Origin of the sequence: Streptomyces sp. NPDC021093 (assembly GCF_044333135.1) — a bacterium.
In the GTDB taxonomy this organism is placed as follows: domain Bacteria; phylum Actinomycetota; class Actinomycetes; order Streptomycetales; family Streptomycetaceae; genus Streptomyces.
This window is the reverse complement of sequence record NZ_JBIRQJ010000005.1, coordinates 41,676-68,575: the sequence shown is the minus strand read 5'-3', so window position 1 is coordinate 68,575 and position 26,900 is coordinate 41,676. Positions and strand designations below refer to the sequence as shown.

Here is a 26,900-nt window from a genome sequence, read left to right as displayed (position 1 = left end):
GTCCCCTTCCATGACCGCACGGCTAGCCGACATCGCAGCCCAGGCGGGGGTCAGCGAAGCGACGGTCAGCCGGGTACTGAACGGCAAACCGGGTGTTGCCTCGGCCACCCGCGAATCCGTACTCGCCGCACTCGACGTCCTCGGGTACGAGCGACCCGTCCGGCTGCGCCGGCTCAGCGCGGGCCTCGTCGGGCTCATCACCCCCGAGCTGGAGAACCCCATCTTTCCCGCGCTCGCCCAGGTGATAGGGCAGGCGCTGACCCGCCAGGGCTACACACCGGTGCTCGCCACCCAGACCCCCGGCGGCTCCACCGAGGACGAGCTGACGGAGATGCTCGTCGCGCGCGGCGTCTCCGGCATCATCTTCGTCTCAGGACTGCACGCCGACACCACGGCCGACACCCAGCGGTACGAGCAGCTGCGCGCGCAGGGCGTCCCCTTCGTCCTCGTCGACGGTTTCTCGCCGAAGGTGCAGGCCCCGTTCATCTCGCCGGACGACCGCGCCGCGATGCGGCTCGCGGTGACGCACCTGGCGGCGCTGGGGCACACCCGGATCGGTCTTGCCGTCGGGCCCAAGCGGTTCGTGCCCGTACTGCGCAAGATCGAGGGCTTCCGCAGCAGCATGCAGGAGCGGCTCGGTCTCTCGGCCGAGGAGGCGGAGGAGCTGATCCAGCACTCCCTCTACACACTGGAGGGCGGGCAGGCCGCGGCCTCCGCGCTCATCGAACGGGGCTGCACGGCGGTCGTCTGCGCGAGCGACATGATGGCGCTCGGGGCGATACGGGCGGTACGGCGGCTGGGTCTCGACGTACCGCGTGACGTGTCGGTGGTCGGCTTCGACGACTCGCCGCTCATAGCGTTCACCGATCCGCCGCTGACGACCATCCGCAAGCCGGTGACCGCGATGGGCCAGGCGGCCGTCCGCGCGCTGCTCGAAGAGGTCGGCGGGACCCCCGCCCCGCACAGCGAATTCGTGTTCATGCCGGAACTCGTCGTCCGCGGGTCAACCGCCTCGGGACCTCGTCCTTGAGTCGTACGCGGGGCGGGCCGGAACCCACCGGAGGATGATCGGTACCGGATAACGATCTGGCAGACTCATCTCTCATGGGTGAAGCGACCACGAGAACCGAGGCAGGCCGGGCGGCCGACCAGAGGGCCACCATCCCGTCACCCACGGTGAGCGACGGCGGGGAGCCAGGGGCCCGTTCCAAGGCCGCCTCCCTCGTCGCACGCATCCGGTCGCCGCGCCGCCCGCGCATCTGGTTCGAGCTCCTGCTGATCGTGATCAGCTACTGGATCTACTCGATGATCCGCAACGCGGTCCCCGAGCAGAAGGCGAAGGCGCTCGCCAACGCCGACTGGATCTGGAAGGTCGAGAACGACCTCGGAATCGCCGTCGAGAAGACGATCAACCATGCGGTCGACTCGGTGACCTGGCTGATCGTGTCGATGAACTACTACTACGCGACGCTGCACTTCCTCGTGACGATCGGCGTGCTGGTGTGGCTGTTCCGGTGGCAGCCGGGGCGGTACGCGGCGGCGCGCACGATCCTGTTCGCCACGACCGGTGTCGCGCTGGTCGGCTACTACCTGTACCCGCTCGCTCCGCCGCGGCTGATGAACGGCGGCGGCTTCGTCGACACCGTGCTGGTCCACCACACGTGGGGATCGATGGCCTCGGGCGACCTCAAGAACATGTCGAACCAGTACGCGGCGATGCCCTCGATGCACATCGGGTGGTCGACGTGGTGCGGGCTGACGATCTTCTTCCTGGCTTCGGCGCCGTGGGCCAGGATCCTCGGGCTGCTGTACCCGACGCTGACGCTGGTCGTGATCGTCGCGACGGCCAACCACTTCTGGCTGGACGCGGTGGGCGGGCTGCTCTGCCTCTCCTTCGGGTACGCGTTCGTCTACGCGTGGTACGGGTCGCTGCCGCACCGGCTGCCGAAGGTGCTCTCGGGCAGCGGCCCGGGACGCCTGCTTCCTGCGCGGGCATAGAGATGCCCAGCCCCCTTGGGCACAGGGGCCGCCCCCTGGGGCGGGACGGGTGGGCAAGGGGGCGGCCCCTCGCGCGGAGCACGCCCTCTCGCGGCCGCACAAGCTCGCCCCGGTGGGGGCCGGCGTCCCGGGCTGCGCCCGGTGCACGGACTGCGTCCGCGCGTCCTCAAACGCCGGACGGGCTGAGGTGCCCCGCCAGCCCATAGGCTCGGACCCACACCGCCAGCGCCGAGCAAAAGGCAGGGAATCCGATGACCGCCCCCGGACGCCGCAGCAGCACCTTCACGCGCCTCATCCGGCTCGGTTTCACCGATCCCGCCGCCTCCGAGCGGCTCCTCGACGACGATTCCCTCGCCCTCGTCCGCCACGACCCCGTCCTGCTCGACGCCCTCGGCGCGACCGCCGATCCTGACCTTGCGCTGCGCGGCCTCGTACGGCTCTCGGAGGCCCAGCCGGGCGACGACGACCGGCAGGAGTTCCTCCGTACCCTCGTCGCCGCGAAACCCCTGCGGGACCGGCTGCTCGGGGTCCTCGGCACCTCCGAGGCCCTCGCCGACCACCTCGCCCGGCACCCCTCCGACTGGCACGCCCTGCTCAGGTACGAGGCGACGGACCTGCACCCCGGGGTGGCCGAGTTCGAGCACGGGCTCGCCGCCGCCGCCGACCCGGTGGCACTGCGGGTGGCCTACCGGCAGTGCCTGCTGACGATAGCTGCGCGTGACGTGTGCGGGACGACGGACGTCGCGGAGACCGCCGCCGAGCTCGCCGACCTCGCGACGGCCACCCTCCGCGCCGCTCTCGCGATCGCCCGCGGCGCCGCCCCGGAGGACGACGCGCTGTGCCGTCTCGCCGTGATCGCGATGGGCAAGTGCGGGGGTCACGAGCTGAACTACGTCTCCGACGTGGACGTGATCTTCGTCGCGGAGGCGCTGGACGGCGTGGACGAGACCCGGGCGATGCGGGCCGCGACCCGTCTCGCCTCGCACCTCATGCGGATCTGTTCGGAGACCACCGTCGAGGGCACCATCTGGCCGGTGGATGCCAACCTCCGCCCCGAGGGCCGCAACGGGCCCCTGGTCCGTACCCTCTCCAGCCATGTCGCGTACTACCAGCGCTGGGCGAAGACCTGGGAGTTCCAGGCGCTGCTCAAGGCCCGCCCGGTGGCCGGTGACCCCGCCCTCGGCGAGGAGTACGTCGAGGCGCTGTCCCCCATGGTGTGGCAGGCCGCCGAGCGCGAGAACTTCGTCCCCGACGTGCAGAAGATGCGCCGCCGGGTCGTCGACAACATCCCGGCGGGGCAGGTCGAGCGGGAGCTGAAGCTCGGGCCCGGCGGGCTGCGCGACGTCGAGTTCGCCGTGCAGCTGCTCCAGCTGGTGCACGGCAGGAGCGACGCGTCGCTGCACAGCGGTTCGACGCTGGAGGCCCTGCAGGCGCTCGCCGCGGGGGGTTACGTGGGGCGGGCGGACGCCGCGCAGCTCGACGCGGCGTACCGGTTCCTGCGGCAGCTGGAGCACCGGATCCAGCTCTACCGGCTGCGGCGCACCCACCTCGTCCCCGAGGAGGAGGCGGACCTGCGGCGCCTCGGGCGTTCGCTGGGGCTGCGCGGGGAGCCCGTCACCGAGCTCCAGCAGGTGTGGCGGCGGCACGCGGCCGTCGTGCGCCGACTGCACGAGAAGCTGTTCTACCGGCCGCTCCTCGACGCCGTCGCCGGGCTCGCCCCCGGCGAGACCCGGCTGAGCCCGCGGGCCGCGGGGCAGCGGCTCCAGGCGCTCGGGTACGCGGACCCGGTCGGCGCCCTGCGCCACCTGGAGGCCCTGTCCTCCGGCGTGACCCGCAAGGCCGCCATCCAGCGCACCCTGCTGCCCGTGCTGCTCGGCTGGTTCGCGGACTCGGCGGACCCGGACGCCGGACTGCTCGGCTTCCGCAAGGTGTCGGACGCGCTGGGCAAGACCCCCTGGTACCTGCGGCTGCTGCGCGACGAGGGCGCGGCCGCCGAGAACCTCGCCCGCGTCCTCTCCGCCGGACGCCTCGCCCCCGACCTCCTGCTGCGCGCCCCCGAGGCGGTCGCCATCCTCGGCGACCCCAAGGGCCTCAACCCGCGCACCCGCGAGCACCTGGAGCAGGAGGTGCTGGCCGCGGTGGGCCGCGCCGACGGCGCCGAGGCCGCCGTCGCGGCGGCGCGCGGGGTGCGGCGCCGCGAGCTGTTCCGTACCACCGCGGCCGACATCATCGGCTCGTACGGTACGGAGGACAGTCCCGCCGAATCCGACCCCGGCGCTCTCGTCGACCGGGTCGGCGGGGCCCTGACCGCCCTCAACGCGGCGACCCTCGCGGGCGCCCTGCGGGCGGCGGTGCGTGCGCAGTGGGGCGACGAGCTGCCGACCCGCTTCGCCGTCATCGGCATGGGCCGCTTCGGCGGGCGCGAGATGGGTTACGGGTCGGACGCCGACGTCCTGTTCGTCCACGAGCCGCGCGAGGGCGTCGACGAGCAGGAGGCGGCACGGGCCGCCAACAAGGTCGTCACCGAGATGCGCAGGCTCCTCCAACTCCCCACCGCCGACCCGCCGTTGATGATCGACGCGGATCTGCGCCCGGAGGGCAAGAGCGGCCCGCTGGTCCGCTCCCTGAAGTCGTACGAGGCGTACTACCGGCGGTGGTCCCTGGTCTGGGAGAGCCAGGCCCTGCTGCGCGCCGAACCGATGGCGGGCGACCTGGAACTGGGCGGCCGCTTCATCGAGCTGATCGACCCGCTGCGCTACCCGATGGAGGGGCTCGGCGAGGACGCGGTCCGCGAGATCCGCCGGCTGAAGGCCCGTATGGAGTCGGAGCGGATGCCGCGCGGCGCCGACCCGACGCTCCACACGAAGCTGGGGCGCGGGGGTCTGAGCGACGTCGAGTGGACGGTCCAGCTGATGCAGATGCAGCACGGCTGGGCGGAACCCGGCCTGCGCACCTCCCGCACGAGGGAAGCACTGACCGCGGCCCACAGGGCCGGGCTGATCCCGACCGAGGAGGCCCAGATCCTCGACGAGGCCTGGGTGCTGGCCTCCCGGGTGCGCAACGGTGTGATGCTGGTACGCGGCCGCGCCGGCGACACCTTCCCGTCGGACGGCCGCGAACTGGCCGCCATGGGCCGGTACTTGGGCTACGAGACGGGCCACGTCGGCGACATGCTGGACGACTACCGGCGGATCACGCGGCGCGCGCGGGCGGTCATGGAGGAGCGGTTCTACGGGGCGTAGCGCAGGGGCCGGTGGGCGGGCGGGCACGGTGCGGGTTCGTTGTGGCCGGTCGCGCCCACGCGGCGCAGCCGCAGAACGATGCTGCCCCGCGCCCCTGCATGCGGCCCCCAGCCCCGCTTGAGCTACGCGCCCACCACCCCGTCCACGCCTTCCCGCAGGAAGTCCGCGTGCCCGTTGTGCCGCGCGTACTCATGGATCAGGTGCAGCATCACCCACCTCAGCGACACGTCCTCGCCCCACCGCGCGAAGTGGGCGTACACGTCCAGCGACTCCGCCTCCCGCTCGATGCGGCGGGAGTGCTCCACCTCCGCCTCCCAGGCGGCGAACACCTCGCCGCGCGTGGAGGTGCCCGCGTCGTACGCCTCCTGGTAGTCGCCCTTGTCGGACCAGAGGTGCGGAATGTCCTTCTCCTGGTTGACGACGCGCCGGAACCAGGTCCTCTCGACCTCCGCCATGTGCCGTACGAGACCCAGCAGCGACAGCGTCGACGGCGGCATCGACCGCTGCCGCAGCTCCTCGTCGTCCAGCCCCTCGCACTTCATGGCGAGGGTGGCACGGTGGAAGTCCAGGTAGGCGCGGAGCATTTCGCGTTCGGTGCCGCGCTTGGGCGGTTCGGGGCGGTTGTCACCGGTGTTCATGAGGGCCGGTCAGCCTTTCGTCGGGCGCAGTACGAGGGTGTGGAAGCCGAAGCAGTCGCGGTAGCCGCGCAGCCATTCGGTGCGGTGCACCGCCGAGGCCTCCAGGGCCGCCGCGCTGTCCGGGTCGTCGGGGTGGTCCAGGGCCCATTCGGCGAGCGAGCCCGTCCAGTACCACTCGTAGTCGTCGAGCTCGTGGCGCGTGCTGAGATGGCCGTAGACGGGGGCCCAGCCGTCGGCCGCGATGTTCTCCACCGTCGTCGCCAGGTCCTCGTAGTCGCCGAGCATCTCCACGGCCTCGGGGGTCGGGTCGGTGAGGAAGTACGCGTCGCCGACCAGCACGGACCCGCCCGGAGCGAGGTGCTCGCGGGCCGTGGCGAGGGTGGGGAGCAGGCCGCCGAAGGCGTGCACGGCGCCGACGCTGATCACGACGTCGAAGGGCCGGTCGGAGGTGAAGTCCGCGGCGGACGCCTCCAGGAGTTCGAGCCGGTCGCCGACGCCGCGCGCGTCGGCCTGCGCCCGCGCCTCCGCCAGCGCGTTCCCCGCGATGTCGACGCCGACCGCCGTCGCACCGGGGTGTGCCTCCAACGCCCGGATCAGCCATTCCGCCTGGCCGCAGCCGAGATCGAGGAGGCGTGCGCCGTCCCGGGTGACGGCTCGCCCGATGAGCCGCCGTACGGCGTCGTCGTCGAGCGGGGCGGCGATCGGGTGGTGCGCGTGAGCCAGCTGGGACCTGCGAGAACGTTCCATCCGGGCAGGATCTCAGCGCCGTACCGTCGCCGCACCCGTTTTTCGGCCACAAGGACGGTCAACGGGTGCGACGGGCAAGGCACTTACAGCACCGGCAGGTTCTTCCGCAGCTCGAAGGCGGTGACCTCGGAGCGGTACTCCTCCCACTCCTGCTTCTTGTTGCGGAGGAAGAAGTCGAAGACGTGCTCGCCGAGGGTCTCGGCGACCAGCTCGCTGCGTTCCATCAGGGCGATGGCCTCGCCGAGGTTCTGCGGGAGGGGCTCGATGCCCATGGCACGGCGCTCGGCGTCGGAGAGGGCCCAGACGTCGTCGTCGGCGCCCGGCGGGAGTTCGTAACCCTCCTCGATGCCCTTGAGGCCGGCGGCGAGCAGGACCGCGTACGTCAGGTAGGGGTTCGCGCCCGAGTCGATCGACCGCACCTCCACCCGCGACGAACCCGTCTTGCCGGGCTTGTACATCGGGACGCGGATCAGGGCGGAGCGGTTGTTGTGACCCCAGCAGATGTACGAGGGGGCCTCGCCGCCGGAACCGGCCGTGCGGGCCGAGCCGCCCCAGATCCGCTTGTAGGAGTTGACCCACTGATTCGTCACGGCGGAGATCTCGGCGGCGTGCTTGAGCAGGCCCGCGATGAAGGAGCGGCCCACCTTGGAGAGCTGGTACTCGGCGCCCGACTCGTAGAAGGCGTTGCGGTCGCCCTCGAAGAGCGAGAGGTGCGTGTGCATGCCGGAGCCGGGGAACTCGGAGAACGGCTTCGGCATGAAGGTGGCCTGCACGCCCTGCTCCAGCGCCACCTGCTTCATGACCAGGCGGAAGGTCATGATGTTGTCGGCCGTGGAGAGCGCGTCGGCGTAGCGGAGGTCGATCTCCTGCTGGCCGGGGGCGCCCTCGTGGTGGCTGAACTCGACCGAGATGCCCATCGATTCGAGCATGGTGATCGCCTGGCGGCGGAAGTCCATGCCGACGTTCTGCGGGGTGTGGTCGAAGTAGCCGGAGTTGTCGGCGGGGACGGGCTTGGAGCCGTCCAGCGGCTTGTCCTTGAGGAGGAAGAACTCGATCTCGGGGTGGGTGTAGAAGGTGAAGCCGAGGTCGGAGGTCTTGTTGAGGATCCGCTTGAGGACATAGCGCGGGTCCGCGAAGGACGGCGAGCCGTCCGGCATCAGGATGTCGCAGAACATCCGGGCGGTGCCCGGGGCCTCGGCGCGCCAGGGGAGGATCTGGAAGGTGCTCGGGTCCGGCTTGGCGATCATGTCGGACTCGTAGACCCGGGCGAAGCCCTCGATGGCGGAGCCGTCGAAGCCGATGCCCTCGTCGAAGGCCTGTTCCAGCTCGGCGGGGGCCACCGCGACCGACTTCAGGAAGCCGAGCACATCGGTGAACCACAGGCGTACGAAGCGGATGTCCCGCTCCTCCAACGTACGGAGCACGAATTCCTGCTGCTTGTCCATTTTCACTTCCATCCTTGCTGGTCAGGCCGCCTGCTCCCACGCCTCGGGACACACTGGGGGCTCCCCAGCATCCCACCACACGGTTTCGGGCAGATTGCGGACCGCCCCTGCTCACCGTGGCGGGGTCACTGGGGCGGGGTCACTGGGGCTGTATCGCTGCGGCGGGGGGAACCCGGCGGATCCGTACGGCCTCAGCGTCTCACCGATCCCCGGGCCGGCACTTACTGGTGACGTACGGCGAGGTGGCCGTTACGATCGCGCCTCATGGGGGGCTTACGGCACTTCCGCACCAGGGGCACCAGCGCACACGCCGCACGCGTCAGGCGCGGCGTGGCCCTTCTGTGCGCCGTCGCGGCCCTCCTCGGCGCGCTGCTGGTCTGCCTGACCCCGGCGCGGGCCGAGACCGCCGCTCCGCCGTCGGCCGCGTACAACTGCCCGTACGACCAAGGCGGTTGCGGTCTCTTCCCGCACGCGGCGCCCGCGGTACTGACCGTTCCGCCGCTGGACACGCCGCCGGGCGCCGTGGCGCTGCCGGTGCGGCACGGGGGCGACGGCGGGACGGCAAAGGTGGCGCGCGGGGACGGGACGTGGGCGCGGGCCCCGGGGCCGTACGTGCTGATGGTGCTGCGGAGGTAGGAGCGGGATCGGCGCACCGAGCACCTGGCGCCGAGCGTACGGATTCCCGCAACTCCCCTCCCAGCGAAGGATGTTCACCATGTCCGTCGACACCTCCCGCAAGGCCCGAATAGAAGAGATGCGGCGCGCCGAGAGGTCGCGCGACCGCCGTAACAAGATCATCGCGTTCGGCGTCGGCGGCGCCGTCCTGGCCGGTCTGCTCGGCTTCGGCGCGTACGTCTTCACCAAGGAGTCGGACAAGAAGAAGAGCGAGGTCGCCGACGCCAAGGGCCCCATCAAGGACGAGAAGGTCTGGGACGCGAAGAAGCTGGGCCGCACCCACGTCACCCAGCAGGTCACCTACCCGATGACCCCGCCGGTCGGCGGCAACCACCACCAGGCGTGGATGAACTGCCAGGGCGACGTCTACCCGAAGCCGGTGCCCGCCATGAACGCCGTGCACTCGCTGGAGCACGGCGCGGTCTGGGTCACGTACAACGACAAGGCCCCGAAGGCCGACCTCGACAAGCTGGCCGCGAAGGTCAAGAAGACGCAGTACTCGCTGATGAGCCCGCTGCCTGAGCAGGCCGGGGCGATCATGCTGAGCGCGTGGGGCAAGCAGGTCACGGTGGACGGGGCGGACGACCCGCGGGTCAACCGGTTCTTCACCCGGTACGTGATGGGGCCGCAGACCCCGGAGCCGGGCGCGGCATGCTCGAACGGGGTGACGCTGGACGCCTCCGGCGCTCCGGTACTGGGCGGGGGCATGCAGGAGTGACCCGCTCGTGGTGGCGTGCGGTGGGGGCGGTGGTGTTCGCGCTGGCGGTGGTGGCGGGGGCGGTGACGGTGACGCGGGCGGCTTCGGGGACGGATGCCTCGGGGTCGGATGCCTCGGCTGCCGTCGCGTCGTCCGCTCCTGACGGGAGCTCGGCGGACGCCGGGTTCGCGCGGGACATGGCGGCGCACCATCAGCAGGCGGTGGAGATGTCGTTCGTCGTACGGGACCGGACGAAGGACGCGGACGTACGGCGTCTCGCGTACGACATCGCCAATACGCAGGCCAACCAGCGGGGCATGCTGCTGGGCTGGCTCGACCTGTGGGGCCTGCCCAAGATCGCGTCGCCGGACGCACCCCAGATGGCGTGGCTCGGGGGGCCTTCCGGGCACTCCGGCCACGCCGGCGGTGCTGGTCGGGCGGACGGGCTGATGCCGGGGATGGCCACCCGGGCCGAGCTGAAGGCGCTGAGCGAGGCGGACGGGAAGGCGGCGGAGATCCGCTACCTGCAACTGATGACCGCCCACCACAAGGGCGGCGTCACGATGGCCGAGGGCTGCGCCAAGCTGTGCACGGTGGGGGCGGAACGGGAACTGGCACGGGGGATGGTGGATGCGCAGGGGGCGGAGCTGGAGCTGATGGCAGGAATGCTCAAGGAGAGGGGCGCGATGAGCGGGCGGTAGCGAGCGCGTGCGGTCGGGAGGGCGGGGCTCCGCGTGGGGGCCGCCCCCGCTGCCCAAGGAGACGGCGATATCCGCCAAGGGCGCACGGGCACTAGGGGCAGGCATTTAGGGGCGCGGGGAACTGCGCGACCAGCCACGACGCACCCGCACGAAGACCACTCGCCCCGGCGGCCAGCCACGACGCACTCGCACGAAGCCCCGCCGCCCTGCGCCAAGCAGCCCGCACCGATGCGCCCCGGGCCGGCTCGGGCCCGCATGGCCGGGGCCGGGGCCGGGCCCGCATGGCCGGGGCCGGACCGGGGCGCATGGCCGGGGCCGGACCGGGGCCGGACCGGGGCCGGACCGGGGCCGGACCGGGGCCGGACCGGGGCCGGACCGGGGCCGGACCGGGGCCGGACCGGGGTATCCCCTACCCCCACACGATCCCCGGCGGCCGCACCCCCGCACACAACGGCATCCCCGCCCCGTCCGTCAGCCCGACGCGCCCCTCCGCCTCGCCCGAGGCGACCAGTTCCCCCGGCAGATCCGCCAGGAAGATCTTCGCCCGGCGGAACATCTCGAACTCCCCGTCCTCCCCCACCTCCCCCCACGTCAGATACACGAACCGCTCCCCCGGCCGCCCCTGCACATGCGGTCCCTTGAAGTCCACTCCCCCGTCGCGCCCCCGCACCACCTCCACCGGAAACTCCCACACCGCTTCTGCCGCGTCCCCCCGCACCAGCCCCTCGGGGTCCTTCTTCCGCTGCACGGCGACGTGCACCTCCCGGAACTCGCCGCACTCGGCCCCCGGCAGGTCGTGGCCCACGATCCGCACCTTCAGTTCGGTCATGTCTCCATAGCAGCACAAGCCTCTGACACTCGCCCCGTTCAGCCCCGCAGCACCGCCCGTGCCACCTGCTCCGGCCGGTCCAGCATCACCAGGTGCCCGGCGGGCGACGCGATCTCGAAGCGGGCGGCGAGCGTGTCGGCGAGGTCGCGCTGCCGGTCCAGCCAGCGCAGCGCGAAGTGGCCCGGCCTGCCGTCGTACGCGGCGACGACCGTGACCGGCGCGTGCGCGGGCAGCGGGCGGGACGCGCGCAGGGCGAGGAGTTCGGCGGCGACCGCCCGGTAGTGGGTGTTCTCCAGGAGCATGCCCTGCAGCACGCGCGCGGTGCGGTAGGTGCGGCGTACGAGAGGGGTGGGCGCCGGGTCGTGGACGCCGCGGGCCCGTGAGCCCCGTACGACGGCACGGCGGGCGGCCGGCCCCAGGGCTGCCGGGACCCCGGCGGCGACCAGGGCCGCCCCTATGCCGCGCGCCGCCGCCGTCCGGACGGCGGGCGCCGCGGGCACGCGCGCGTGGGGCTCGGTGCTGGAGTCCACGAGGACCACGGACGCGGTGCGCTCGGGATACAGCCGGGCGAACGCCTCCGCGTGGAATCCGGCAAGCGAGTGCCCGACCACCGTCACAGGCCCGACGGCACCGGCACCGGCACCGGCACCCGCCCCGGCCCCGGCCTCCGCTGCTGCCCCCGCCGCCCCGGGCCTGCGCGCTCCCACCGCGTCCACCACCGCCACGATCCGCTGCGCCTCGCCCGCCGCCGTCGGCACCACCCGCGCCGCGCCCGAAAGTCCGTGCCCCGGCCGGTCGAAACGCACCACGGTGCGGTACGGCGCCAGCAGCGGAACCACCGGTTCCCAGTCGAACCAGCACATCGCGAGCCCCGCGCTCAGGACGCACACCGGCCCCCTGCCCTCGACGAGCACATGGTGCGGAACGCCGCCGATCTCCTGGAAGAACTCATCTGCGTCTGTCACGTCTGTCACGGGGACAGCTTCTCGCGCCGCACCGAGTACGCGAGCACCGCCAGCCAGATGGCCACCAGCAGCACCTGCAGCCGCTGTCCGATGCCCAGCGCCCAGGTCCCCCGTCCGGCCTCGAAGGCGGCGACGGACGCCAGTGTCCAGGTGGTGGCGGCCAGTTCGAGCCAGACCAGCAGCGGCCCTCTGCGGGAGAGCGGGGTCCACTGCCGGTAGCGGTGGGCGGCGACGGTCAGCGCGACGATGCCGGTGAGCGCGCCCAGCATGGCGAGGCTGCTGCTCCACGCGTGTGCCGCGTGGGTGGCGGGGACGAGTCCCGCGGTCTCCCGCGCGGCGCACTCCGGGTCGACGGTGGGCGCACAGCTCAGCGGCAGCCGCGAGTCCGCGACGGTCGCCCCGCCGAACAGGACGAGCCCCGCCCACCCGGCCAGCAGCCAGGGACGGCGCGGCGTGCGGATCAGGGCCCACAGCGCGCCCAGGAAGAGCAGCGTGCCCGCCGCCAGGTCGGTGGCGCGGAAGACGCCGCCCAACGGCTGGTCGGCGGCGGCCAGTTCGCTCACGTACGTGTTGATGGGGTCGAGGCCCGTCCACACGAGCACTTCGAGCACCCACGCGGTGTACGCGGCGGCGCCGAGCCCGAGGAGGAGGGAGATGGGCCGGGAGGAGTCGGAACGGTCACGGCCGGGCGGCACATTGAATGTGGACATAGTGGGACAGATGCTAATTCGATCCCCGCCCCTCCCCGGGGAGCGATACCCGGCGGGGGTAGGGTGCGGGGCATGGTGTCGACGAGCGTGCGGGATGCGTGGGGCGGGCGGCTGCTGCTGTTCGCGGCGCTCCTGTTCGGCATCGTCACGATGCACACGCTCGGCCATCCCTCCGGGGAACACGGCGGGTACGAACCCGGGTCCGCCGGCATGGGCACCGGCACGTCCCTCAGCACGGGCGCGACACTGGCGGCCCCGAACACGGCGACGCCGGACACGACGGCACCCCACACGACGGCGCCCCACACGACGCACACCGCGCCCGGCGCCTCCCCGCACACCGCCGCCGGAACGGCCGCTTCCGACGCCCCGTCCCTCTCCTCCCCCCAAAGCCCCCTGCACGGCATGGACCCGATGTCGGTCTGTCTCGCCGTGCTCGCCGCCTGGGGCGTCGTCCTGCTCGGGGCCCGGCTGCTGACGAGCCGTCCGTTCGCATGGGCCGCCCCACCCGGAGGCGCTGCGCTGCTGCGCGCGCTGCGGCCCCGTCCACCACCGCGCAAGGCGGTCCTCGCCAGATTGTCGGTCCTGCGGATCTAGAAGCGGGCCCGCCGCTTCCCCCTGCCCCCACGGGGTCGGGGAGCGGCAGCGCCGCCTTCCACCGCAGAGCACACCGACAGACACACGAGGTACTCAGCCATGCGTACGCACCACACGCGCCGCACTCTCCTCGGCGCGGGAATCGCCGTCGCCTCCACCGGACTCCTGGCCGCCTGCTCCGACTCCGGTTCAAGTTCCGGCTCCGGTTCGGCCGGCCACGCGGGCATGGACCACGGCGGCTCCGCGCCGTCGTCCTCCCCCGCCGCCCCGAAGGGCTTCGTCGCTCCGTACGACAAGGAGGTCGCCGCCGCCGAGGCCGCCCGCGGCTCGGGCCCGGTCCGCTCCGTGAAGCTCACCGCCACGCCCGCCACCCTCGACCTCGGGGGCGGTACGAAGGTCAAGTCGTGGGCGTACGGCGACGCCCTGCCCGGCAAGGAGGTGCGGGTCACCGCGGGCGACACCCTCGCCCTGACCCTCGCCAACCACCTCCCGGCCGCCACCTCCCTGCACTGGCACGGCCTCGCCCTGCGCAACGACATGGACGGCGTGCCCGGCCTGACGCAGCAGGAGATCAAGCCGGGGGCCGAGTTCGCCTACCGCTTCAAGGTGCCGCACCCGGGGACGTACTGGTTCCACCCGCACTCGGGCGTGCAGCAGGACCGGGGACTGTACGCGCCGCTGATCGTCGAGGACCCCAAGGAACCGCTGAAGTACGACAAGGAGTGGGTCGTCGTCCTGGACGACTGGGTGGACGGAGTGGACGGTTCCACTCCGGACGCGGTGCTCGCCGAGCTCAGCAAGGGCATGGGCGGCATGGACCACGGCAGTGGCGGCAGCAGCGGGGGCGGCGGCCACGAGGGCCACTCGATGCCCTCCCCCGACAGGTCGACGTCCGCCCCGAAGAGCCCGTCCCGGATGATGATGGGCGCCAACAGCGACCTCCTGGGCGCCGACGCGGGCGACGTCGCCTACCCGCACTACCTGATCAACGGCCGTACGCCGCAGGCACCTTCGGCGTTCAGCGCCAGGCCGGGCGACCGGATCCGCCTCCGGATCATCAACGCGGGCGGCGACACCGCCTTCCGCGTCGCGCTCGGCGGCCACCGGATGACGGTCACCCACACCGACGGCTTCCCGGTCCGGCACGCGACGACGGACGCGCTGCTGCTCGGGATGGGCGAGCGGTACGACGTCCTGGTCACCGCGGGGGACGGGGTCTTCCCGCTCACCGCGGTCGCCGAGGGCAAGAAGGCGGCGGCCCTGGCGCTGCTGCGCACCGGCGGCGGCGCCGCGCCCGCCGCCTCCGTACGCCCGAAGGAACTGACCGGGAAGCTCCTGACGGCGGACAGGCTGGAGGCGGCCGAGTCCGTCGCGCTGCCGGCCCGCGAGCCGGACCGGACGGTGAAGATCCGGCTGACCGGCGGGATGGCGAAGTACGACTGGGCCTTCGACGGGAAGCCGTACTCCCCCGACCAGCGGCACCCGGTGAAGGCGGGCGAGCGGGTCAGGCTCGACTTCACCAACGCGACGGCGATGTGGCACCCGCTGCACCTGCACGGCCACACCTTCGCCCTGGCCAACTCCGCCGGAGGGGCCCGCAAGGACACCGCGGTCATCCTGCCCAACGGCCGCCTCACGGTGGACTTCGACGCCGACAACCCGGGCCTGTGGATGATCCACTGCCACAACGTCTACCACTCGGAGGCCGGGATGATGACGGTCCTCGGCTACCGGCGCTGACCGGGCGCGGACACCGCCGGGGCGGGGCCGAGCGCCCCGCCCCGGCGGCCCGGCAGCCCGCGAAAACGATGTGAGCAAAGGGTGAAGGCGCTGTTAGGGTCCTCGGAGCCCGCAAGGTCGAACTCGCATTCGCCCTCGCCCACCGGACTCCGAGGACCCCCGCATGACCCAGCCGCCCTCCCCCAACGAGCCGAACCCGTGGGCCCCGCCCCAGGAGGACGCCCAGGCACCGGCCGCACCCGAGCAGTCCGGGCAGCCGGGGCAGCCGGGGCAGCCCGGACAGCCGGGGCAGCCCGGGCAGCAGACCCTGATCGACGGCCCGCCGTCCGCTCCGTACGCGCCCGGACAGGGTTACGGGTACGGCCCGACGCCCCCGTACTCCTACGGCTACGCCCCGCAGCCCGCCCCGCGCAACGGCATGGGCACCGCCGCCCTGGTGCTCGGCATCGTCGGCCTCCTGCTCAGTTTCGCGATGTTCCTGTTCTGGCTGAGCTGGCTGCCGTGCCTGCTGGCCGTGGTCTTCGGCTTCGTCGCCCTCGGGCAGATCAAGAAGGGCGTCGCCAGCAACCAGGGCATGGCCTGGACCGGCCTGGCCCTGGGCGCGGTCGGCACGGTACTGACGATCATCGGCGGCGTCCTCACCATTGCTGTGTTCAAGACCGGTGTCGACGAGTACGACCGCATACTCCAGGTGGAGGCGTCGGAGAGCCGCGAGGCCGACGACGCCCGGTCGCGGAAGGCGGCCGAGGAGGCGGCGGCGGAGAAGGCCAGGCACCTGAAGTTCGGCGAGACGTACACCTACCCGAGCGGGCTCAAGGTCACCGTCTCGAAGCCGGTCCCGTACGCCTTCGACGACTACACCGTCTCGGTGGAGACCAAGGGCAAGAAGGCGCTCCAGGTCGTCGTGACGGTGGTCAACGGCAGCTCCGCGCCCGTCGACTTCAAGACGAGCCTCCCCCAGGTGACCGACGCGGAGGGCAACGACGCGGAACTCGTGATCGACGGCAGCAGCCGGCAGGAGATCATCAGCGGCAAGGTCGGACCGGGCAAGCAGAAGGTGGGCAAGACCGCCCACGCCATGCCGGCCGGGGCGGACGGCTCGCTGGAAGTCATCTTCAACCCGGACGTCGCCCTCTTCGAGGACCTGACCTGGTCCGGCCCCACCAAGTAGCCCCACCAAGCAGTCCCACCAAGCAGTCCCACCGCGCGGCCCGAGCCGTCCGCCAGGACATCGCGTCAGGTAGACGATTAGACTGGCGGGCGTGCCTCAACTACGTCTCGCTCTGAATCAGATCGACTCGACGGTCGGCGATCTCGCCGGGAACGCCGAGGCGATTCTCCACTGGACCCGGCACGCCGCCGAGCAGGGTGCGCATCTGATCGCGTTCCCGGAGATGGCGCTGACCGGCTACCCCGTCGAGGACCTGGCCCTGCGGTCCTCCTTCGTCGACGCCTCCCGCGACGCGGTGCACGCGCTCGCCGTGCGGCTCGACGAGGAGGGCTTCGGGGACGTCCCGGTCGTCGTCGGCTACCTCGACCGGTCGGCGAAGGCACAGCCCCGCTACGGCCAGCCCGCGGGCGCCCCGCAGGACGCCGCAGCCGTGCTGCACGGCGGCCGGGTGGTGCTCTCCTTCGCCAAGCACCACCTGCCCAACTACGGCGTCTTCGACGAGTTCCGGTACTTCGTGCCGGGCGATTCGCTGCCCGTGATCCGGGTGCACGGCGTGGACGTCGCGCTCGCCATCTGCGAGGACCTCTGGCAGGACGGCGGCCGCGTCCCCGCCGCCCGTACCGCGAACGCCGGGCTGCTGCTGTCCATCAACGCGTCCCCGTACGAGGTGCACAAGGACGACACCCGCCTCGACCTGGTGCGGGCGCGCGCCCGGGAGGCCGGCTGCACGACCGCGTACGTCGCGACGACCGGCGGCCAGGACGAACTCGTCTACGACGGCGACTCGATCGTCTGCGACAAGGACGGCGAAGTGATCGCGCGCGCCCCGCAGTTCAGCGAGGGCAGCATGCTGCTCGATCTGGAGCTGCCCGCCGCGAGCGACGACCCGGTCACCGGAATCGTCGACGACGGCCTGCACATCGACCGCGTGGTGCTGGGCGCCGACCCGCTGCCCGCGTACGACGCCGAGCTGACCGGCGGCCACTCGCAGCGCCTTGAGGACACCGAGGAGATCTACACAGCGCTGGTCGTCGGGCTGCGCGCGTACGCCGCGAAGAACGGTTTCCGCTCGGTCCTGATCGGGCTGTCCGGCGGCATCGACTCCGCCCTCGTCGCCGCCCTCGCCTGCGACGCGGTCGGCGCGCAGAACGTGTACGGCGTGTCCATGCCGTCCAAGTACAGCTCGGACCACTCCAGGGACGACGCCGCCGAACTCGCCCGCCGCACCGGGCTGAACTACCGGACGGTCGAGATCGGCCCGATGTTCGACGCGTACATGGCGGCTCTTGGCCTGACCGGTCTCGCCGAGGAGAACCTCCAGTCCCGGCTGCGCGGCACCACCCTGATGGCGCTCTCCAACCAGGAGGGCCACATCGTCCTCGCCCCGGGCAACAAGTCCGAGCTGGCGGTGGGCTATTCGACGCTCTACGGCGACTCCGTGGGCGCGTACGGCCCGATCAAGGACGTCTACAAGACGTGGATCTTCGAGCTCGCCCGCTGGCGCAACAAGGCCGCCGAGGAGCGCGGCCAGACCCCGCCGATCCCGGAGAACTCGATCACCAAACCGCCGAGCGCCGAACTGCGCCCCGGCCAGGTCGACACCGACTCGCTGCCCGACTACGCCGTCCTCGACGGGATCCTGGAGCTGTACGTCGACCGGGACCAGGGCCTGGAGGCGATCGTGGCCGAGGGCTTCGACCGCGCGCTGGTCGCGAAGACGCTGCGGATGGTGGACACGGCGGAGTACAAGCGCCGCCAGTACCCGCCGGGCACCAAGATCTCCCCCAAGGGCTTCGGCAAGGACCGCAGGCTGCCGATCACCAACAGGTGGCGCGAGTCGGCAGGTTGATGCCGCATCCGGTACGGGGGAGGGCCCGCCGCATCGGATGCGGCGGGCCCTCCCCGGGTGCTCTCCGGGTCCTCCCCCGGTCCTCCCCCCCCGTACGGACGAGAACCGCTAGAACCTCACCTTCGCCGCGATCGGCAGGTGGTCGCTCGCCGTCGCGGGCAGCGTCCACGAGGACACCGGTTCCACTCCCTTGACCATGATCTGGTCGATGCGCGCCATCGGGAACGCGGCCGGCCAGCTGAAGCCGAAGCCGTCGCCCGCCGCGCCCTGCGTGGAGCGCATCTGCGCGGTCACGCCGTTGAGGGCGCGGTCGTTCATGGTGCCGTTGAGGTCGCCGAGCAGGACCACCCGGGGCACCGGCTCGCGGGCGATGGCCTCGCCCAGGGCGTCGGCGCTGTCATCGCGCTGACCCGCGGTGAAGCCCGCGTTGAGCTTGACCCGTACGGACGGCAGGTGGGCCACGTACACCGCGACGTCGCCCTTGGGCGTGGCCACCGTGGCGCGCAGCGCGCGCGCCCAGCCGAGCTTGATGTCGACCTTGCGGGCGTCGGTCATCGGGTACTTGCTCCACAGCCCGACGGTGCCCTGCACCGAGTGGTACTTGTACGTGCCGCGCATGGCCTTCTCGTACCCGGCGAGGTTGTCGCCCGCGATCTCCTCCAGGGCGACGACGTCCGCGCCGGAGGCGGCGAGGACGCGGACGGTGCCCTCGGGGTCGCTGTTCTCGGCGTTGACGTTGTGGGTGGCGACGGTGAGGTCTCCGCCGGGTGTCGACTTGTCGGTGTAGAGCCCGCCGAAGAGGTTGAGCCACACGGCGGCCGGGAGGACCAGCGCGACCAGGGCGAGCGCCGAGCGCCGCAGCAGGGCCAGCACCAACAGCAGCGGGACCGCGAGGCCGAACCAGGGCAGGAACGTCTCGGTGAGGCTGCCGAGGTTGCCGATGGTGTTGGGGATCTGCGCATGGAAGATCATCACGAGGGCGACCAGCACGGCGAGGACCGCGAGGAAGATGCCCCGGCGCCAGATGCGGCGGTCGCCGCGCCAGCTGCCGCCGGCCGCCCCGCGCCAGCGGGAGCCGGTGCCTGCCCCACCGGTGACACCGGCGGCCCCGGCAGTGGCCCCGGAACCGGTCCTGGAGGGCTCGGCCTCCGGGCCGTCGTTTCCGGTGTCCGGCCTGTACGCCTGCGCCATTGAGCTGTCCTCACTTGCCTTGCTGCTCTGCTCTTGCCCGTACGCCCCCGACCCGCCCCCGACCCTAGGCGATGACCGGGGCGCATCTCCGCCGCCATCCGGGACGGCCGTACTGCGGGGAGGACGACCGGGCACCCGCCGGGGGTTCCGGTCCGGCCGCCGGATACCTCCTCTGTGACGAAATGCGCACAAAGCCGCAGGTGGGAAAGGTGTCGCCGCAGCCCACTTCCGGACGGCGACCGGAAATGCCACCATGGATGCGGTCCGGAGACGCCGTAAGGGCGCTTCGAGATGACGAAGGAGCTGTACCAGCCATGACGCTTCAGGCTGCCCAAAACGCTGTAGAGAACGCTGCGCGGAACCAGGCGCAGAACCAGGCGCAGAATCCGACCCCGCAGGGCCGGCACCTCCCGCGTTCCGCCGATCCCAAGGCCCTCTACGGAGGCACCGGCACGCGTCGGATCACCGTCCACCAGATCGCCGCCGCCAAGGAGCGCGGCGAGAAGTGGCCCATGCTCACCGCGTACGACGCGATGACGGCGTCCGTGTTCGACGAGGCCGGGGTGCCGGTGCTGCTCGTCGGCGACTCGATGGGCAACTGCCACCTCGGCTACGAGACGACCGTGCCGGTCACGATGGACGAGATGGCCTTCCTGTCGGCCGCCGTCGTACGGGGCACCACGCGCGCGATGGTCGTCGCGGACCTCCCGTTCGGCTCGTACCAGGAGGGTCCCGTCCAGGCCCTGCGCAACGCCACCCGCCTGATCAAGGACTCGGGTGTCGGCGCGGTCAAGCTGGAGGGCGGCGAGCGGTCGCTGCCGCAGACCGAGCTCCTGGTGGCCTCCGGCATCCCCGTGATGTCGCACCTGGGCCTGACCCCGCAGTCGGTGAACACGCTCGGCTACCGCGTGCAGGGACGCGGAGACGAAGCGGCCCACCAGCTGCTGCGGGACGCGAAGGCCGCGGAGAGTGCGGGCGCGTTCGCGCTGGTGCTCGAACTGGTCCCGGCGGAGCTGGCGGCGGAGGTCACGCGCAGCCTGTCCATCCCGACGATCGGCATCGGCGCGGGCCCCGACACGGACGCGCAGGTCCTCGTCTACACCGACATGGTCGGCCTGACCGGCGGAAAGGTGCCCCGCTTCACCAAGCAGTACGCGAACCTGCGGCAGACCCTCGGGGACGCGGCGAAGGCCTTCGCGGACGAGGTCTCGGGCGGAACGTTCCCGCGCGAGGAGCACACCTTCCACTAGACCACTGCCCGCACGGACGACGGCCCGCCTTCCCCCCTCCGGCGGGCCGTCGGTGCGTTCCCGGGCAGTGTGTCCCCGGGCAGCGTGTTTCTGGGCAGCGTGTTTCTGGGCGGCGCGTTTCTGGGCGGCGCCGGCCGTCGGTCTGTCGGTGGGCTGTCGGTGGTCTGTCGGCCCGTTGTCAGTGCCGACTGCTCCAATGGCGGACATGACGCGATACGACAAGAAACCGGATTCCGGCGGCCCCGGCACACCCGCCATCGAGGTCCGCGGGCTGGTCAAGCACTACGGCGAGACGAAGGCACTGGACGGCGTGGACCTGGACGTCCGCGAGGGCACCGTCCTCGGGGTCCTGGGGCCCAACGGCGCGGGCAAGACCACGCTGGTGCGCTGCCTGTCCACCCTGATCAGGCCGGACGCGGGCACCGCCACGGTGGCGGGGTACGACGTGGTGCGCCAGCCCCGCCAGCTGCGCCGCACGATAGGCCTGACCGGGCAGTACGCCTCGGTCGACGAGAAGCTCTCCGGCTGGGAGAACCTCTACATGATCGGGCGGCTGCTCGACCTGTCCCGCAAGGACGCCCGCAAGCGGTCGGACGAGCTCCTGGAGCGGTTCTCGCTGACCGAGGCGGCGAAGAAGCCCGCCGGGCAGTACTCCGGCGGCATGCGCCGCCGCCTCGACCTGGCGGCCTCCATGATCGGGCAGCCCGCCGTGCTGTACCTGGACGAGCCGACCACCGGCCTCGACCCCCGCACCAGGAACGAGGTGTGGGCGGAGGTGCAGCGGATGGTCGGCGAGGGCGTCACCGTGCTGCTCACCACGCAGTACATGGAGGAGGCCGAGCAGCTGGCGAGCGAGCTGACGGTGATCGACCGGGGGAAGGTCGTCGCGAAGGGCAAGGTCGACGAGCTGAAGGCCAAGGTGGGCGGCCGGACCCTGCAGATCCGCCCCTCCGACCCGGCGCAGCTGCACGCGATGGCGGGTGCGATCCGCGCGGCGGGCCTGGACGGCGTGGCGGGCGCCCAGGCGCTCCCCGACGAGGGCCTGCTGTACGTGCCGATCCTCAGCGACGAGCAACTGACCTCCGTGGTGGGCCTGTTGGGTGCGCAGGGCTTCGCGATCGCCGACATCGGCACGCATCTGCCCAGCCTGGACGAGGTGTTCCTGGCGATCACAGGACAGAAGAGCAGCGAGAGCGAAGACCTCGGCGGCGCGCTCGACGCCGAGTTCGGCGACGTGAAGGAAGAGGTAGCGGCATGAGCACGGCCACTCTGACCAAACCGGCCCCCGAGGGACAGCGGTCGCCACGGCCGGCTCTCCCCGAGTCCGAGGGCCGGATCGGCCTGCGCGCCAACCTGCGGCACATCGGCGCCCTCGCCCGGCGCAACGCGCTGCAGATCAAGCAGGACCCGGAGTCGATGTTCGACGTCCTGCTGATGCCGATCATCTTCACCCTGCTCTTCACGTTCGTCTTCGGCGGCGCGGTGGCGGGCGTGGGCAAGCAGAGCGACTACGTCAGTTACCTGGTGCCCGGCCTGATGGCGATGATGGGCATGAACGTGTCGATGGCGGTCGGTTCCGGTGTCAACGAGGACTTCCGCAAGGGCGTCATGGACCGGTTCCGGACCATGCCGATCGCCCGTTCCTCGGTCCTCATCGCGAAGATCGTCGTCGAGATCGGCCGGATGATGGTCGCCTTCGCGATCCTGCTGGTCGTCGGCTGGATCATGGGCATGGAGATCACGACCTCCCCGCTGGCGGTGCTGGGCGCGATCGGTCTGTCGCTGCTCTTCGGCGCCTCACTGATGTGGATCTTCATCCTGATCGGGCTCACCGTGAAGACGGCGCAGGCCGTGCAGGGCGTCGCGATGCTGGTGCTGATGCCGCTCCAGTTCGGCTCGTCCATCATGGCGAAGCCGGACACCATGCCCGGCTGGCTCCAGACCTTCACCGACTACAACCCGATGTCCAACCTCGCGGACGCGGCCCGCGGGCTCTTCAGGACCGGGCTGCCGATCGCCCACGACGTGTGGATGGTGCTGGCCTGGTCGGTGGTGATCACGCTGGTGACCGCGCCGGTGGCGATCCGCAAGTTCCGCAACAAGGCCTGAGGTTCAGCCCTCGGCAGCCTCCGCCGTCCGGTACTGATCGCGTCGTGTGCGTACGAGGGCGTCCGCCTGCTCCCTGGAGAGGCGGACACCCTCGGCGTGCGCCTTCGCGTAGGCGGCGTCACTGAGTACGGAACGGGCGGTCCGCTCGGCGAGTTCGCGGGAAGCGACCTCCTGCGGGGCCGCGTAGTGCCCCTCGGGCAGCAGCGCGGTGTACACCCCGAGCAGCCGGGCGGCGTCCTCGGCGAGGGAGCGGTTCTCGGCGGGCGAGTGCGCTGGGGCGAGGGAGCGGCCGACAGCGGGCGAGCGGTCCACGGCGGACGAGCCGTCCACCGCAGGCGCACCACCCACGGCGGGCACACCGTCCTCGGCGGGCATGCCGTCCCCCGCGAGGGAGCCGTCCACGGCGGGCACGCCCTCCACAGCGGACGCACCGTCCTCGGCGGGCACACCGTCCTCCGCAGGCATGCCGTCCCCCGCAAGGGAGCCGTCCACGGCGGGCACGCCCTCCACAGCGGACGCACCGTCCTCGGCGGGCGAGCCGTGCACTGCTCGTGAGCCGTCCCGAGCCGACGCACCGTCCCGAGCCGACGCACCGTCCAGCGCCGACGCACCGTCCAGCGCTGACGCACCGTCCCCGGTCGGCGCCCCGTTCACCGTCGGCGCGCGGGTGGCGAGGCCGGCGAGGGAGACTGCTCCGCCCATCAGGTGCATGGGGATCATCTGCGGGGCGATCATCAGCGTCATCATGTCCGCGGACTCCTCCAGTGCCTGCACGGTGAGGTCGAGCGCCTCCTCGTACCGGCCCTCCTGGTTGCAGAGCCAGGCCAGCAGCCCGAGCGCGATCCCGTCGAAGATCCCCAGGTTGCCGCCCGAGAACTCGACGCGCAGCTTGCCCAGTTGTTCCCGCGCCTCGCCCGGGCGTCCGGTGCGCCCCAGCCACATCGCCAGGATCAGACGGGCCGCCGGCAGCCCCTCGTACCCGGCGATGTGGCTGTCGGCGACGATGTCCCGCAGGATCGCCTCCCCGACGTCCCCCTCTCCCGTCTCCATGAGCACCCCGGCCAGCCGGGAGCGCAGCACCGCGGTCTGGGAGTGGGCCCCTGACCTCTCGGCGTACTCCGTGGCGGCGCGGTAGTCGGCGGCCGCCGCGGCGAACTCGCCGCACCGCTCCTGCGCCTCGCCGCGGGCGGAGAGCGCCTCCGCGCTGCCCCAGGCGTCACCGAGCCGGGCGAAGATCTCCAGGCTCTCATCGGCGTCCCGCTGGGCGTCGCCCGCCGAAGTGGTCAGATTGGCCCGGAGGTTGGCGCGCAGCTGGAGGGCGAAGGCCAGGTCCCACTCGGACTCCAGCTCGCGGCACGCCCGGACCGTGGCGTTGATCATCTCGTTGAGGAAGGACGTGCTCCCGCTGGTCAGAATGACCGCGTAGAACCACAGCGAGCCGGGCAGGCGGCAGGTCTGCGGAAGTCCTGGCCGGTACGTGTCGACGACGCGGCGCAGCCAGGCGCGGGCGTCCGGCGTGGTCCAGGCGTCGAGCTCGTGGTCCATGTTGGCCATGTGGATCAGCCGGACGCCGCGCCTGGCCTCCTGGAGGAGGTCGGGCGACATCGGCGGCGGGGTGTCCGTGCACCGCTCGTACAGCGGCGCGGCCGTGACGGCCGGGGTGCCCGCCGCGAACGGGTCGGGGCTCAGCTCCATGGCGGCGGCGGCCCAGTGCCGGGCGTCGGCGCGCAGGTCGCGCATCTGCCAGTACCAGGTGAGGGAGTGCACCAGGCACAGCACCTCGTGCTCGTCGGTCGCGGCGGCGTGCCGCAGGGCGGTGCGGAGGTTCTCGTACTCGCCCTGGATCAGGGCGAGCGCGTGCGACTGACCGCCGCCCCGGAGCAACGGGTCGGTGGTGCGGGCGAGTTCGCGGTAGTGGACGAGGTGGCGGTGCTCGACCTCGGGCCGCCGCCCGGTCTCCTCCAGCCGTTCGGCGGCGTACTCGGCGACGGTCTCAAGCAGCCGGTAGCGCATGGCGCCCCCGCCGAAGTCGGCGGGCGCCGCCACGACGAGCGACTTGTCGACGAGCGAGCCGAGCAGGTCGAGGACCTCGGGCCCGCAGACGGCCTCGGCCGCGGCGAGGTCGCAGCCGCCCGCGAAGACCGACAGCGCGGACAGCACGCCCCGCTCCGCCACGTCGAGCAGCTCCCACGACCAGTCGACGACCGCCCGCAGCGTCTGCTGCCTCGGCAGTACGGTCCTGGCGCCGCCGGTGAGCAGCCGGAACCGGTCGTCGAGCCGGTCGGCGATCTGCCGGGGGGTGAGCATCCGCAGCCGGGCCGCGGCGAGTTCGATGGCGAGCGGCAGGCCGTCGAGTCGGCGGCAGATCTCGGCGGTGGCCTCCGGGTCGTCCTCGACCCGGAACCCGGGCCGGGCGGCGCCGCCGCGCTCGGCGAACAGCCGGAGCGCGACGGGCTCCGGCAGCGGGTCGACCGGACGCACCAACTCCCCCGGTACGCCCAGGGGTTCACGGCTCGTCGAGAGGACCGTCAGCCCGGGGCAGTGGGCGAGGAGGTGCTCGGCGAGGCGGGCGGCGGCGTCCACCAGGTGCTCGCAGTTGTCGAGCAGGAGCAGCATCCGGCGGTGGGCGCAGTACTCGGTGAGGCGTACGAGCGGGTCGCCGGTGTGCCGTTCGGCCACCCGGATGCCTTCGGCGCCGGCGCCGCGCAGGACCGTCTGGCGGGCACCGAGCGCGGTGAACACGGCGTCGGGAACGGCCTCCGGGTCGTCGACGGGGGCGAGTTCGGCCATCCACACGCCGTCGGGCCAGGGATCGGCGTGCGGGTCCGCGCCCGGGGTCTCGGCCGCCTCCTGCGAGAGGCGGGTCTTGCCCGCGCCGCCGGGCCCGAGGAGGGTCACGAGCCGGGCCTTGGCGAGGTCGCCCCGGATCGCCTCGATGTCGGCCTCACGGCCGACGAAGGAGGTGAGGCGGGCCCGGAGGTTGCCGACGGCGGGCTGCGGGGCCGGGGCGGGGGACGGCGCCGGAGCCGGGGATGGCACGTGCGGGCCCGGCGGGTCGGCCAGGAACTGCCCGTGCAGGGTACGGAGTTCAGCGGACGGGTCGATGCCGAGTCGGTCGGCGAGGTCCCTGCGTACGGTTTCGTACGCGTCCAGCGCCTCGGCCGTACGGCCCGTTTCGTGCAGGGCACGCAGCCGCAGGGCCTGGAGGGGTTCGTCCAGGGGGTGGTCGGCGCAGAGGGAAGTGAGTTCGGGGAGGGCTTCCTGGGCCCTGCCCAGCGCGAGGAACGCCGAGAGGCGGGCCCGGCGGGCGTCGAGCAGGCGGGCGTCCCAGCGGGTCGCGTCGGCGCTCAGGGCCGGGAGGTCGGCGAGGGCCGGGCCACCGCTCTGCCAGAGCGCGAGGGCGTCGTCGAGGAGGGCGACGGCCTTGGCCGGGTCGCCCCCGGCGAGCGCCTGGACGCCTTCGCCGGTGAGCCGCTCGAAGCGGTACAGGTCGACGTCGTCGGGCTCGGCGTCGAGCGCGTAGCCACCGTGCACGGACACGACGGCGTCCCGCCCGAGGCTGCGGCGCAGGCGCGCGATCAGGGCCTGGGCGGCGGCGGGAGCGTCGGCGGGCTGCGTATCGACGTCCCCCCAGACCTCGTCGACGAGCACCGGCACGGAGACCGCCCGCCCCGGCCGCAGGGCCAGCACGGTGAGCACCGCGCGCAGGCGGGCACCGCCGAGGGGGACGGCAGTACCGTCTTCGCGGAGGGCTCGGGCGGAACCGAGGATCTGATAGCGCACGGCCCCATTGTCGCCGGGCCCCACCACGAGCTGTCGCTGGGGCGCGACGCGGGAACCACGGGGACACGGAACGGGATCCGCCGGAACGCGACGCGGGGACCGTGGAGACGCGGAACCAGATCCGCCGGAACGCGACGCGGGCTACCACCGGGACACGACACCGAGACCGCTCAGCCGCAGTACGGGTCGCCACCAGGACACAGCACCGAAACCGCCCAGCCGCAGCGCAGGTCGCCACCAGGACACGACACCGAAACCGCCAGGACGCGGCGCGGGCTACCGCCAGGACGCGCTGCGGGCTACCACCGGGACACGGCGCGGGCCACCACCGGGACACAGCGCCGAGACCGCCCGGCCGCAGCACGAGTCGCCACCAGGACACAGCACCGAAACCGCCAGGACGCGCTGCGGGTTACCACCGGGGCACAGCGCCAAGGCTGCCCGACGCAGTACGAGTCGTCACCGAGACGTGGCACCGAAACCGCCGAAGCGTACGGCGAGTTGCCACTGGGACACAGCACCGATGCCACCGGAGCGCGGTACGGAGCTGCCAGGACTCAGCG

General features: G+C 72.4%; 21 protein-coding genes. 13 read left to right on the top strand and 8 right to left on the bottom strand.

What is annotated here, in order from left to right:
• Window positions 1–10: 10 nt before the first annotated feature.
• From ACH4SP_RS16395 to ACH4SP_RS16385, 3 genes are all read left to right on the top strand, one after another.
• On the top strand, window positions 11–1,030 hold the full coding sequence (locus ACH4SP_RS16395; RefSeq protein WP_398415295.1) for a LacI family DNA-binding transcriptional regulator: 1,020 nt from the start codon (window positions 11–13) through the stop codon (window positions 1,028–1,030).
• Between the two features lie 74 nt (window positions 1,031–1,104).
• On the top strand, window positions 1,105–1,998 hold the full coding sequence (locus ACH4SP_RS16390) for a phosphatase PAP2 family protein (protein WP_398415293.1): 894 nt from the start codon (window positions 1,105–1,107) through the stop codon (window positions 1,996–1,998).
• Between the two features lie 251 nt (window positions 1,999–2,249).
• Window positions 2,250–5,240: a bifunctional [glutamine synthetase] adenylyltransferase/[glutamine synthetase]-adenylyl-L-tyrosine phosphorylase gene (locus tag ACH4SP_RS16385; RefSeq protein WP_398415291.1), complete on the top strand. Its 2,991-nt coding sequence runs from the start codon at window positions 2,250–2,252 to the stop codon at window positions 5,238–5,240.
• Window positions 5,241–5,362: 122 nt separating this feature from the next.
• Here ACH4SP_RS16385 and ACH4SP_RS16380 read toward each other — a convergent pair whose 3' ends face one another.
• The 3 genes from ACH4SP_RS16380 to ACH4SP_RS16370 form a co-directional block, all read right to left on the bottom strand.
• Window positions 5,363–5,878 (bottom strand): DinB family protein, encoded by a 516-nt coding sequence (locus tag ACH4SP_RS16380; protein ID WP_398415289.1) that lies wholly within the window; start codon window positions 5,876–5,878, stop codon window positions 5,363–5,365.
• 9 nt (window positions 5,879–5,887) lie between these two features.
• Window positions 5,888–6,625, bottom strand: a complete 738-nt coding sequence (locus ACH4SP_RS16375; RefSeq protein ID WP_398415287.1) for an SAM-dependent methyltransferase — start codon at window positions 6,623–6,625, stop codon at window positions 5,888–5,890.
• Window positions 6,626–6,708: 83 nt separating this feature from the next.
• On the bottom strand, window positions 6,709–8,070 hold the full coding sequence (locus ACH4SP_RS16370; RefSeq protein ID WP_189821854.1) for a glutamine synthetase family protein: 1,362 nt from the start codon (window positions 8,068–8,070) through the stop codon (window positions 6,709–6,711).
• Window positions 8,071–8,334: 264 nt separating this feature from the next.
• Here ACH4SP_RS16370 and ACH4SP_RS16365 point away from each other — a divergent pair, with 264 nt between their 5' ends.
• The 3 genes from ACH4SP_RS16365 (at window position 8,335) to ACH4SP_RS16355 (ending at window position 10,143) form a co-directional block, all read left to right on the top strand.
• A complete protein-coding gene (locus ACH4SP_RS16365) occupies window positions 8,335–8,706 on the top strand; it encodes a hypothetical protein (RefSeq protein ID WP_398415285.1) in 372 nt (123 codons plus the stop codon).
• A gap of 79 nt (window positions 8,707–8,785) precedes the next feature.
• Entirely contained in the window at window positions 8,786–9,463 is a 678-nt protein-coding gene (locus tag ACH4SP_RS16360) for a DUF3105 domain-containing protein (RefSeq protein WP_398415283.1), read from the top strand.
• Window positions 9,460–10,143 carry a DUF305 domain-containing protein gene (locus tag ACH4SP_RS16355; protein WP_398415281.1) on the top strand — a complete coding sequence of 228 codons (684 nt, stop codon included), beginning with the start codon at window positions 9,460–9,462 and terminating at the stop codon, window positions 10,141–10,143. Before ACH4SP_RS16360 ends, ACH4SP_RS16355 begins: the two co-directional genes overlap by 4 nt.
• A gap of 409 nt (window positions 10,144–10,552) precedes the next feature.
• On the opposite strand, the gene ACH4SP_RS16350 is transcribed toward ACH4SP_RS16355, so the two are convergent.
• From ACH4SP_RS16350 to ACH4SP_RS16340, 3 genes are read right to left on the bottom strand one after another with little or no spacing between them, the layout of a single operon-like run.
• The gene (locus ACH4SP_RS16350) at window positions 10,553–10,972 is read right to left on the bottom strand and encodes a DUF5990 family protein (protein ID WP_398415279.1); all 420 of its coding nucleotides are present in this window, start codon (window positions 10,970–10,972) and stop codon (window positions 10,553–10,555) included.
• A gap of 38 nt (window positions 10,973–11,010) precedes the next feature.
• The gene (locus tag ACH4SP_RS16345; protein ID WP_398415277.1) at window positions 11,011–11,946 is read right to left on the bottom strand and encodes an alpha/beta fold hydrolase; all 936 of its coding nucleotides are present in this window, start codon (window positions 11,944–11,946) and stop codon (window positions 11,011–11,013) included.
• Complete coding sequence (locus tag ACH4SP_RS16340) at window positions 11,943–12,647, bottom strand: DUF998 domain-containing protein (protein WP_398415276.1); 705 nt, start codon at window positions 12,645–12,647, stop codon at window positions 11,943–11,945. Before ACH4SP_RS16340 ends, ACH4SP_RS16345 begins: the two co-directional genes overlap by 4 nt.
• A gap of 72 nt (window positions 12,648–12,719) precedes the next feature.
• On the opposite strand from ACH4SP_RS16340, the gene ACH4SP_RS16335 reads away from it, so the two are divergent.
• From ACH4SP_RS16335 to ACH4SP_RS16320, 4 genes are all read left to right on the top strand, one after another.
• A complete protein-coding gene (locus ACH4SP_RS16335) occupies window positions 12,720–13,244 on the top strand; it encodes a hypothetical protein (protein WP_398415274.1) in 525 nt (174 codons plus the stop codon).
• 99 nt (window positions 13,245–13,343) lie between these two features.
• Entirely contained in the window at window positions 13,344–14,984 is a 1,641-nt protein-coding gene (locus ACH4SP_RS16330) for a multicopper oxidase family protein (protein WP_398415272.1), read from the top strand.
• A 163-nt stretch (window positions 14,985–15,147) separates the two neighbouring features.
• The gene (locus ACH4SP_RS16325; RefSeq protein WP_398415270.1) at window positions 15,148–16,155 is read left to right on the top strand and encodes a DUF4190 domain-containing protein; all 1,008 of its coding nucleotides are present in this window, start codon (window positions 15,148–15,150) and stop codon (window positions 16,153–16,155) included.
• Window positions 16,156–16,246: 91 nt separating this feature from the next.
• Window positions 16,247–18,004, top strand: a complete 1,758-nt coding sequence (locus ACH4SP_RS16320) for an NAD+ synthase (RefSeq protein ID WP_398415269.1) — start codon at window positions 16,247–16,249, stop codon at window positions 18,002–18,004.
• A 108-nt stretch (window positions 18,005–18,112) separates the two neighbouring features.
• Here ACH4SP_RS16320 and ACH4SP_RS16315 read toward each other — a convergent pair whose 3' ends face one another.
• Window positions 18,113–19,195, bottom strand: a complete 1,083-nt coding sequence (locus tag ACH4SP_RS16315) for an endonuclease/exonuclease/phosphatase family protein (RefSeq protein ID WP_398415266.1) — start codon at window positions 19,193–19,195, stop codon at window positions 18,113–18,115.
• A gap of 314 nt (window positions 19,196–19,509) precedes the next feature.
• On the opposite strand from ACH4SP_RS16315, the gene panB reads away from it, so the two are divergent.
• From panB to ACH4SP_RS16300, 3 genes are all read left to right on the top strand, one after another.
• On the top strand, window positions 19,510–20,445 hold the full coding sequence (panB, locus tag ACH4SP_RS16310) for a 3-methyl-2-oxobutanoate hydroxymethyltransferase (RefSeq protein WP_398415264.1): 936 nt from the start codon (window positions 19,510–19,512) through the stop codon (window positions 20,443–20,445).
• A 196-nt stretch (window positions 20,446–20,641) separates the two neighbouring features.
• The gene (locus ACH4SP_RS16305) at window positions 20,642–21,703 is read left to right on the top strand and encodes an ATP-binding cassette domain-containing protein (RefSeq protein WP_398415262.1); all 1,062 of its coding nucleotides are present in this window, start codon (window positions 20,642–20,644) and stop codon (window positions 21,701–21,703) included.
• Entirely contained in the window at window positions 21,700–22,554 is an 855-nt protein-coding gene (locus ACH4SP_RS16300; protein ID WP_398415260.1) for an ABC transporter permease, read from the top strand. The genes ACH4SP_RS16305 and ACH4SP_RS16300 overlap by 4 nt, the downstream gene beginning before the upstream one ends.
• 3 nt (window positions 22,555–22,557) lie before the next feature.
• On the opposite strand, the gene ACH4SP_RS16295 is transcribed toward ACH4SP_RS16300, so the two are convergent.
• Complete coding sequence (locus ACH4SP_RS16295; RefSeq protein WP_398415258.1) at window positions 22,558–26,337, bottom strand: BTAD domain-containing putative transcriptional regulator; 3,780 nt, start codon at window positions 26,335–26,337, stop codon at window positions 22,558–22,560.
• Window positions 26,338–26,900 lie beyond the last annotated feature (563 nt).

What these genes read in the sequence shown, in the direction of transcription:
- ACH4SP_RS16330 (WP_398415272.1), top strand. Translation starts at nt 13,344, where the DNA reads ATGCGTACGCACCACACGCGCCGCACTCTCCTCGGCGCGGGAATCGCC.
- ACH4SP_RS16335 (WP_398415274.1), top strand. Translation starts at nt 12,720, where the DNA reads ATGGTGTCGACGAGCGTGCGGGATGCGTGGGGCGGGCGGCTGCTGCTG.
- ACH4SP_RS16350 (WP_398415279.1), bottom strand. Translation starts at nt 10,972, where the DNA reads ATGACCGAACTGAAGGTGCGGATCGTGGGCCACGACCTGCCGGGGGCC.
- ACH4SP_RS16325 (WP_398415270.1), top strand. Translation starts at nt 15,148, where the DNA reads ATGACCCAGCCGCCCTCCCCCAACGAGCCGAACCCGTGGGCCCCGCCC.
- ACH4SP_RS16340 (WP_398415276.1), bottom strand. Translation starts at nt 12,647, where the DNA reads ATGTCCACATTCAATGTGCCGCCCGGCCGTGACCGTTCCGACTCCTCC.
- ACH4SP_RS16300 (WP_398415260.1), top strand. Translation starts at nt 21,700, where the DNA reads ATGAGCACGGCCACTCTGACCAAACCGGCCCCCGAGGGACAGCGGTCG.
- ACH4SP_RS16365 (WP_398415285.1), top strand. Translation starts at nt 8,335, where the DNA reads ATGGGGGGCTTACGGCACTTCCGCACCAGGGGCACCAGCGCACACGCC.
- ACH4SP_RS16375 (WP_398415287.1), bottom strand. Translation starts at nt 6,625, where the DNA reads ATGGAACGTTCTCGCAGGTCCCAGCTGGCTCACGCGCACCACCCGATC.
- panB (WP_398415264.1), top strand. Translation starts at nt 19,510, where the DNA reads ATGACGCTTCAGGCTGCCCAAAACGCTGTAGAGAACGCTGCGCGGAAC.
- ACH4SP_RS16305 (WP_398415262.1), top strand. Translation starts at nt 20,642, where the DNA reads ATGGCGGACATGACGCGATACGACAAGAAACCGGATTCCGGCGGCCCC.
- ACH4SP_RS16390 (WP_398415293.1), top strand. Translation starts at nt 1,105, where the DNA reads ATGGGTGAAGCGACCACGAGAACCGAGGCAGGCCGGGCGGCCGACCAG.
- ACH4SP_RS16315 (WP_398415266.1), bottom strand. Translation starts at nt 19,195, where the DNA reads ATGGCGCAGGCGTACAGGCCGGACACCGGAAACGACGGCCCGGAGGCC.
- ACH4SP_RS16380 (WP_398415289.1), bottom strand. Translation starts at nt 5,878, where the DNA reads ATGAACACCGGTGACAACCGCCCCGAACCGCCCAAGCGCGGCACCGAA.
- ACH4SP_RS16385 (WP_398415291.1), top strand. Translation starts at nt 2,250, where the DNA reads ATGACCGCCCCCGGACGCCGCAGCAGCACCTTCACGCGCCTCATCCGG.
- ACH4SP_RS16395 (WP_398415295.1), top strand. Translation starts at nt 11, where the DNA reads ATGACCGCACGGCTAGCCGACATCGCAGCCCAGGCGGGGGTCAGCGAA.
- ACH4SP_RS16370 (WP_189821854.1), bottom strand. Translation starts at nt 8,070, where the DNA reads ATGGACAAGCAGCAGGAATTCGTGCTCCGTACGTTGGAGGAGCGGGAC.
- ACH4SP_RS16360 (WP_398415283.1), top strand. Translation starts at nt 8,786, where the DNA reads ATGTCCGTCGACACCTCCCGCAAGGCCCGAATAGAAGAGATGCGGCGC.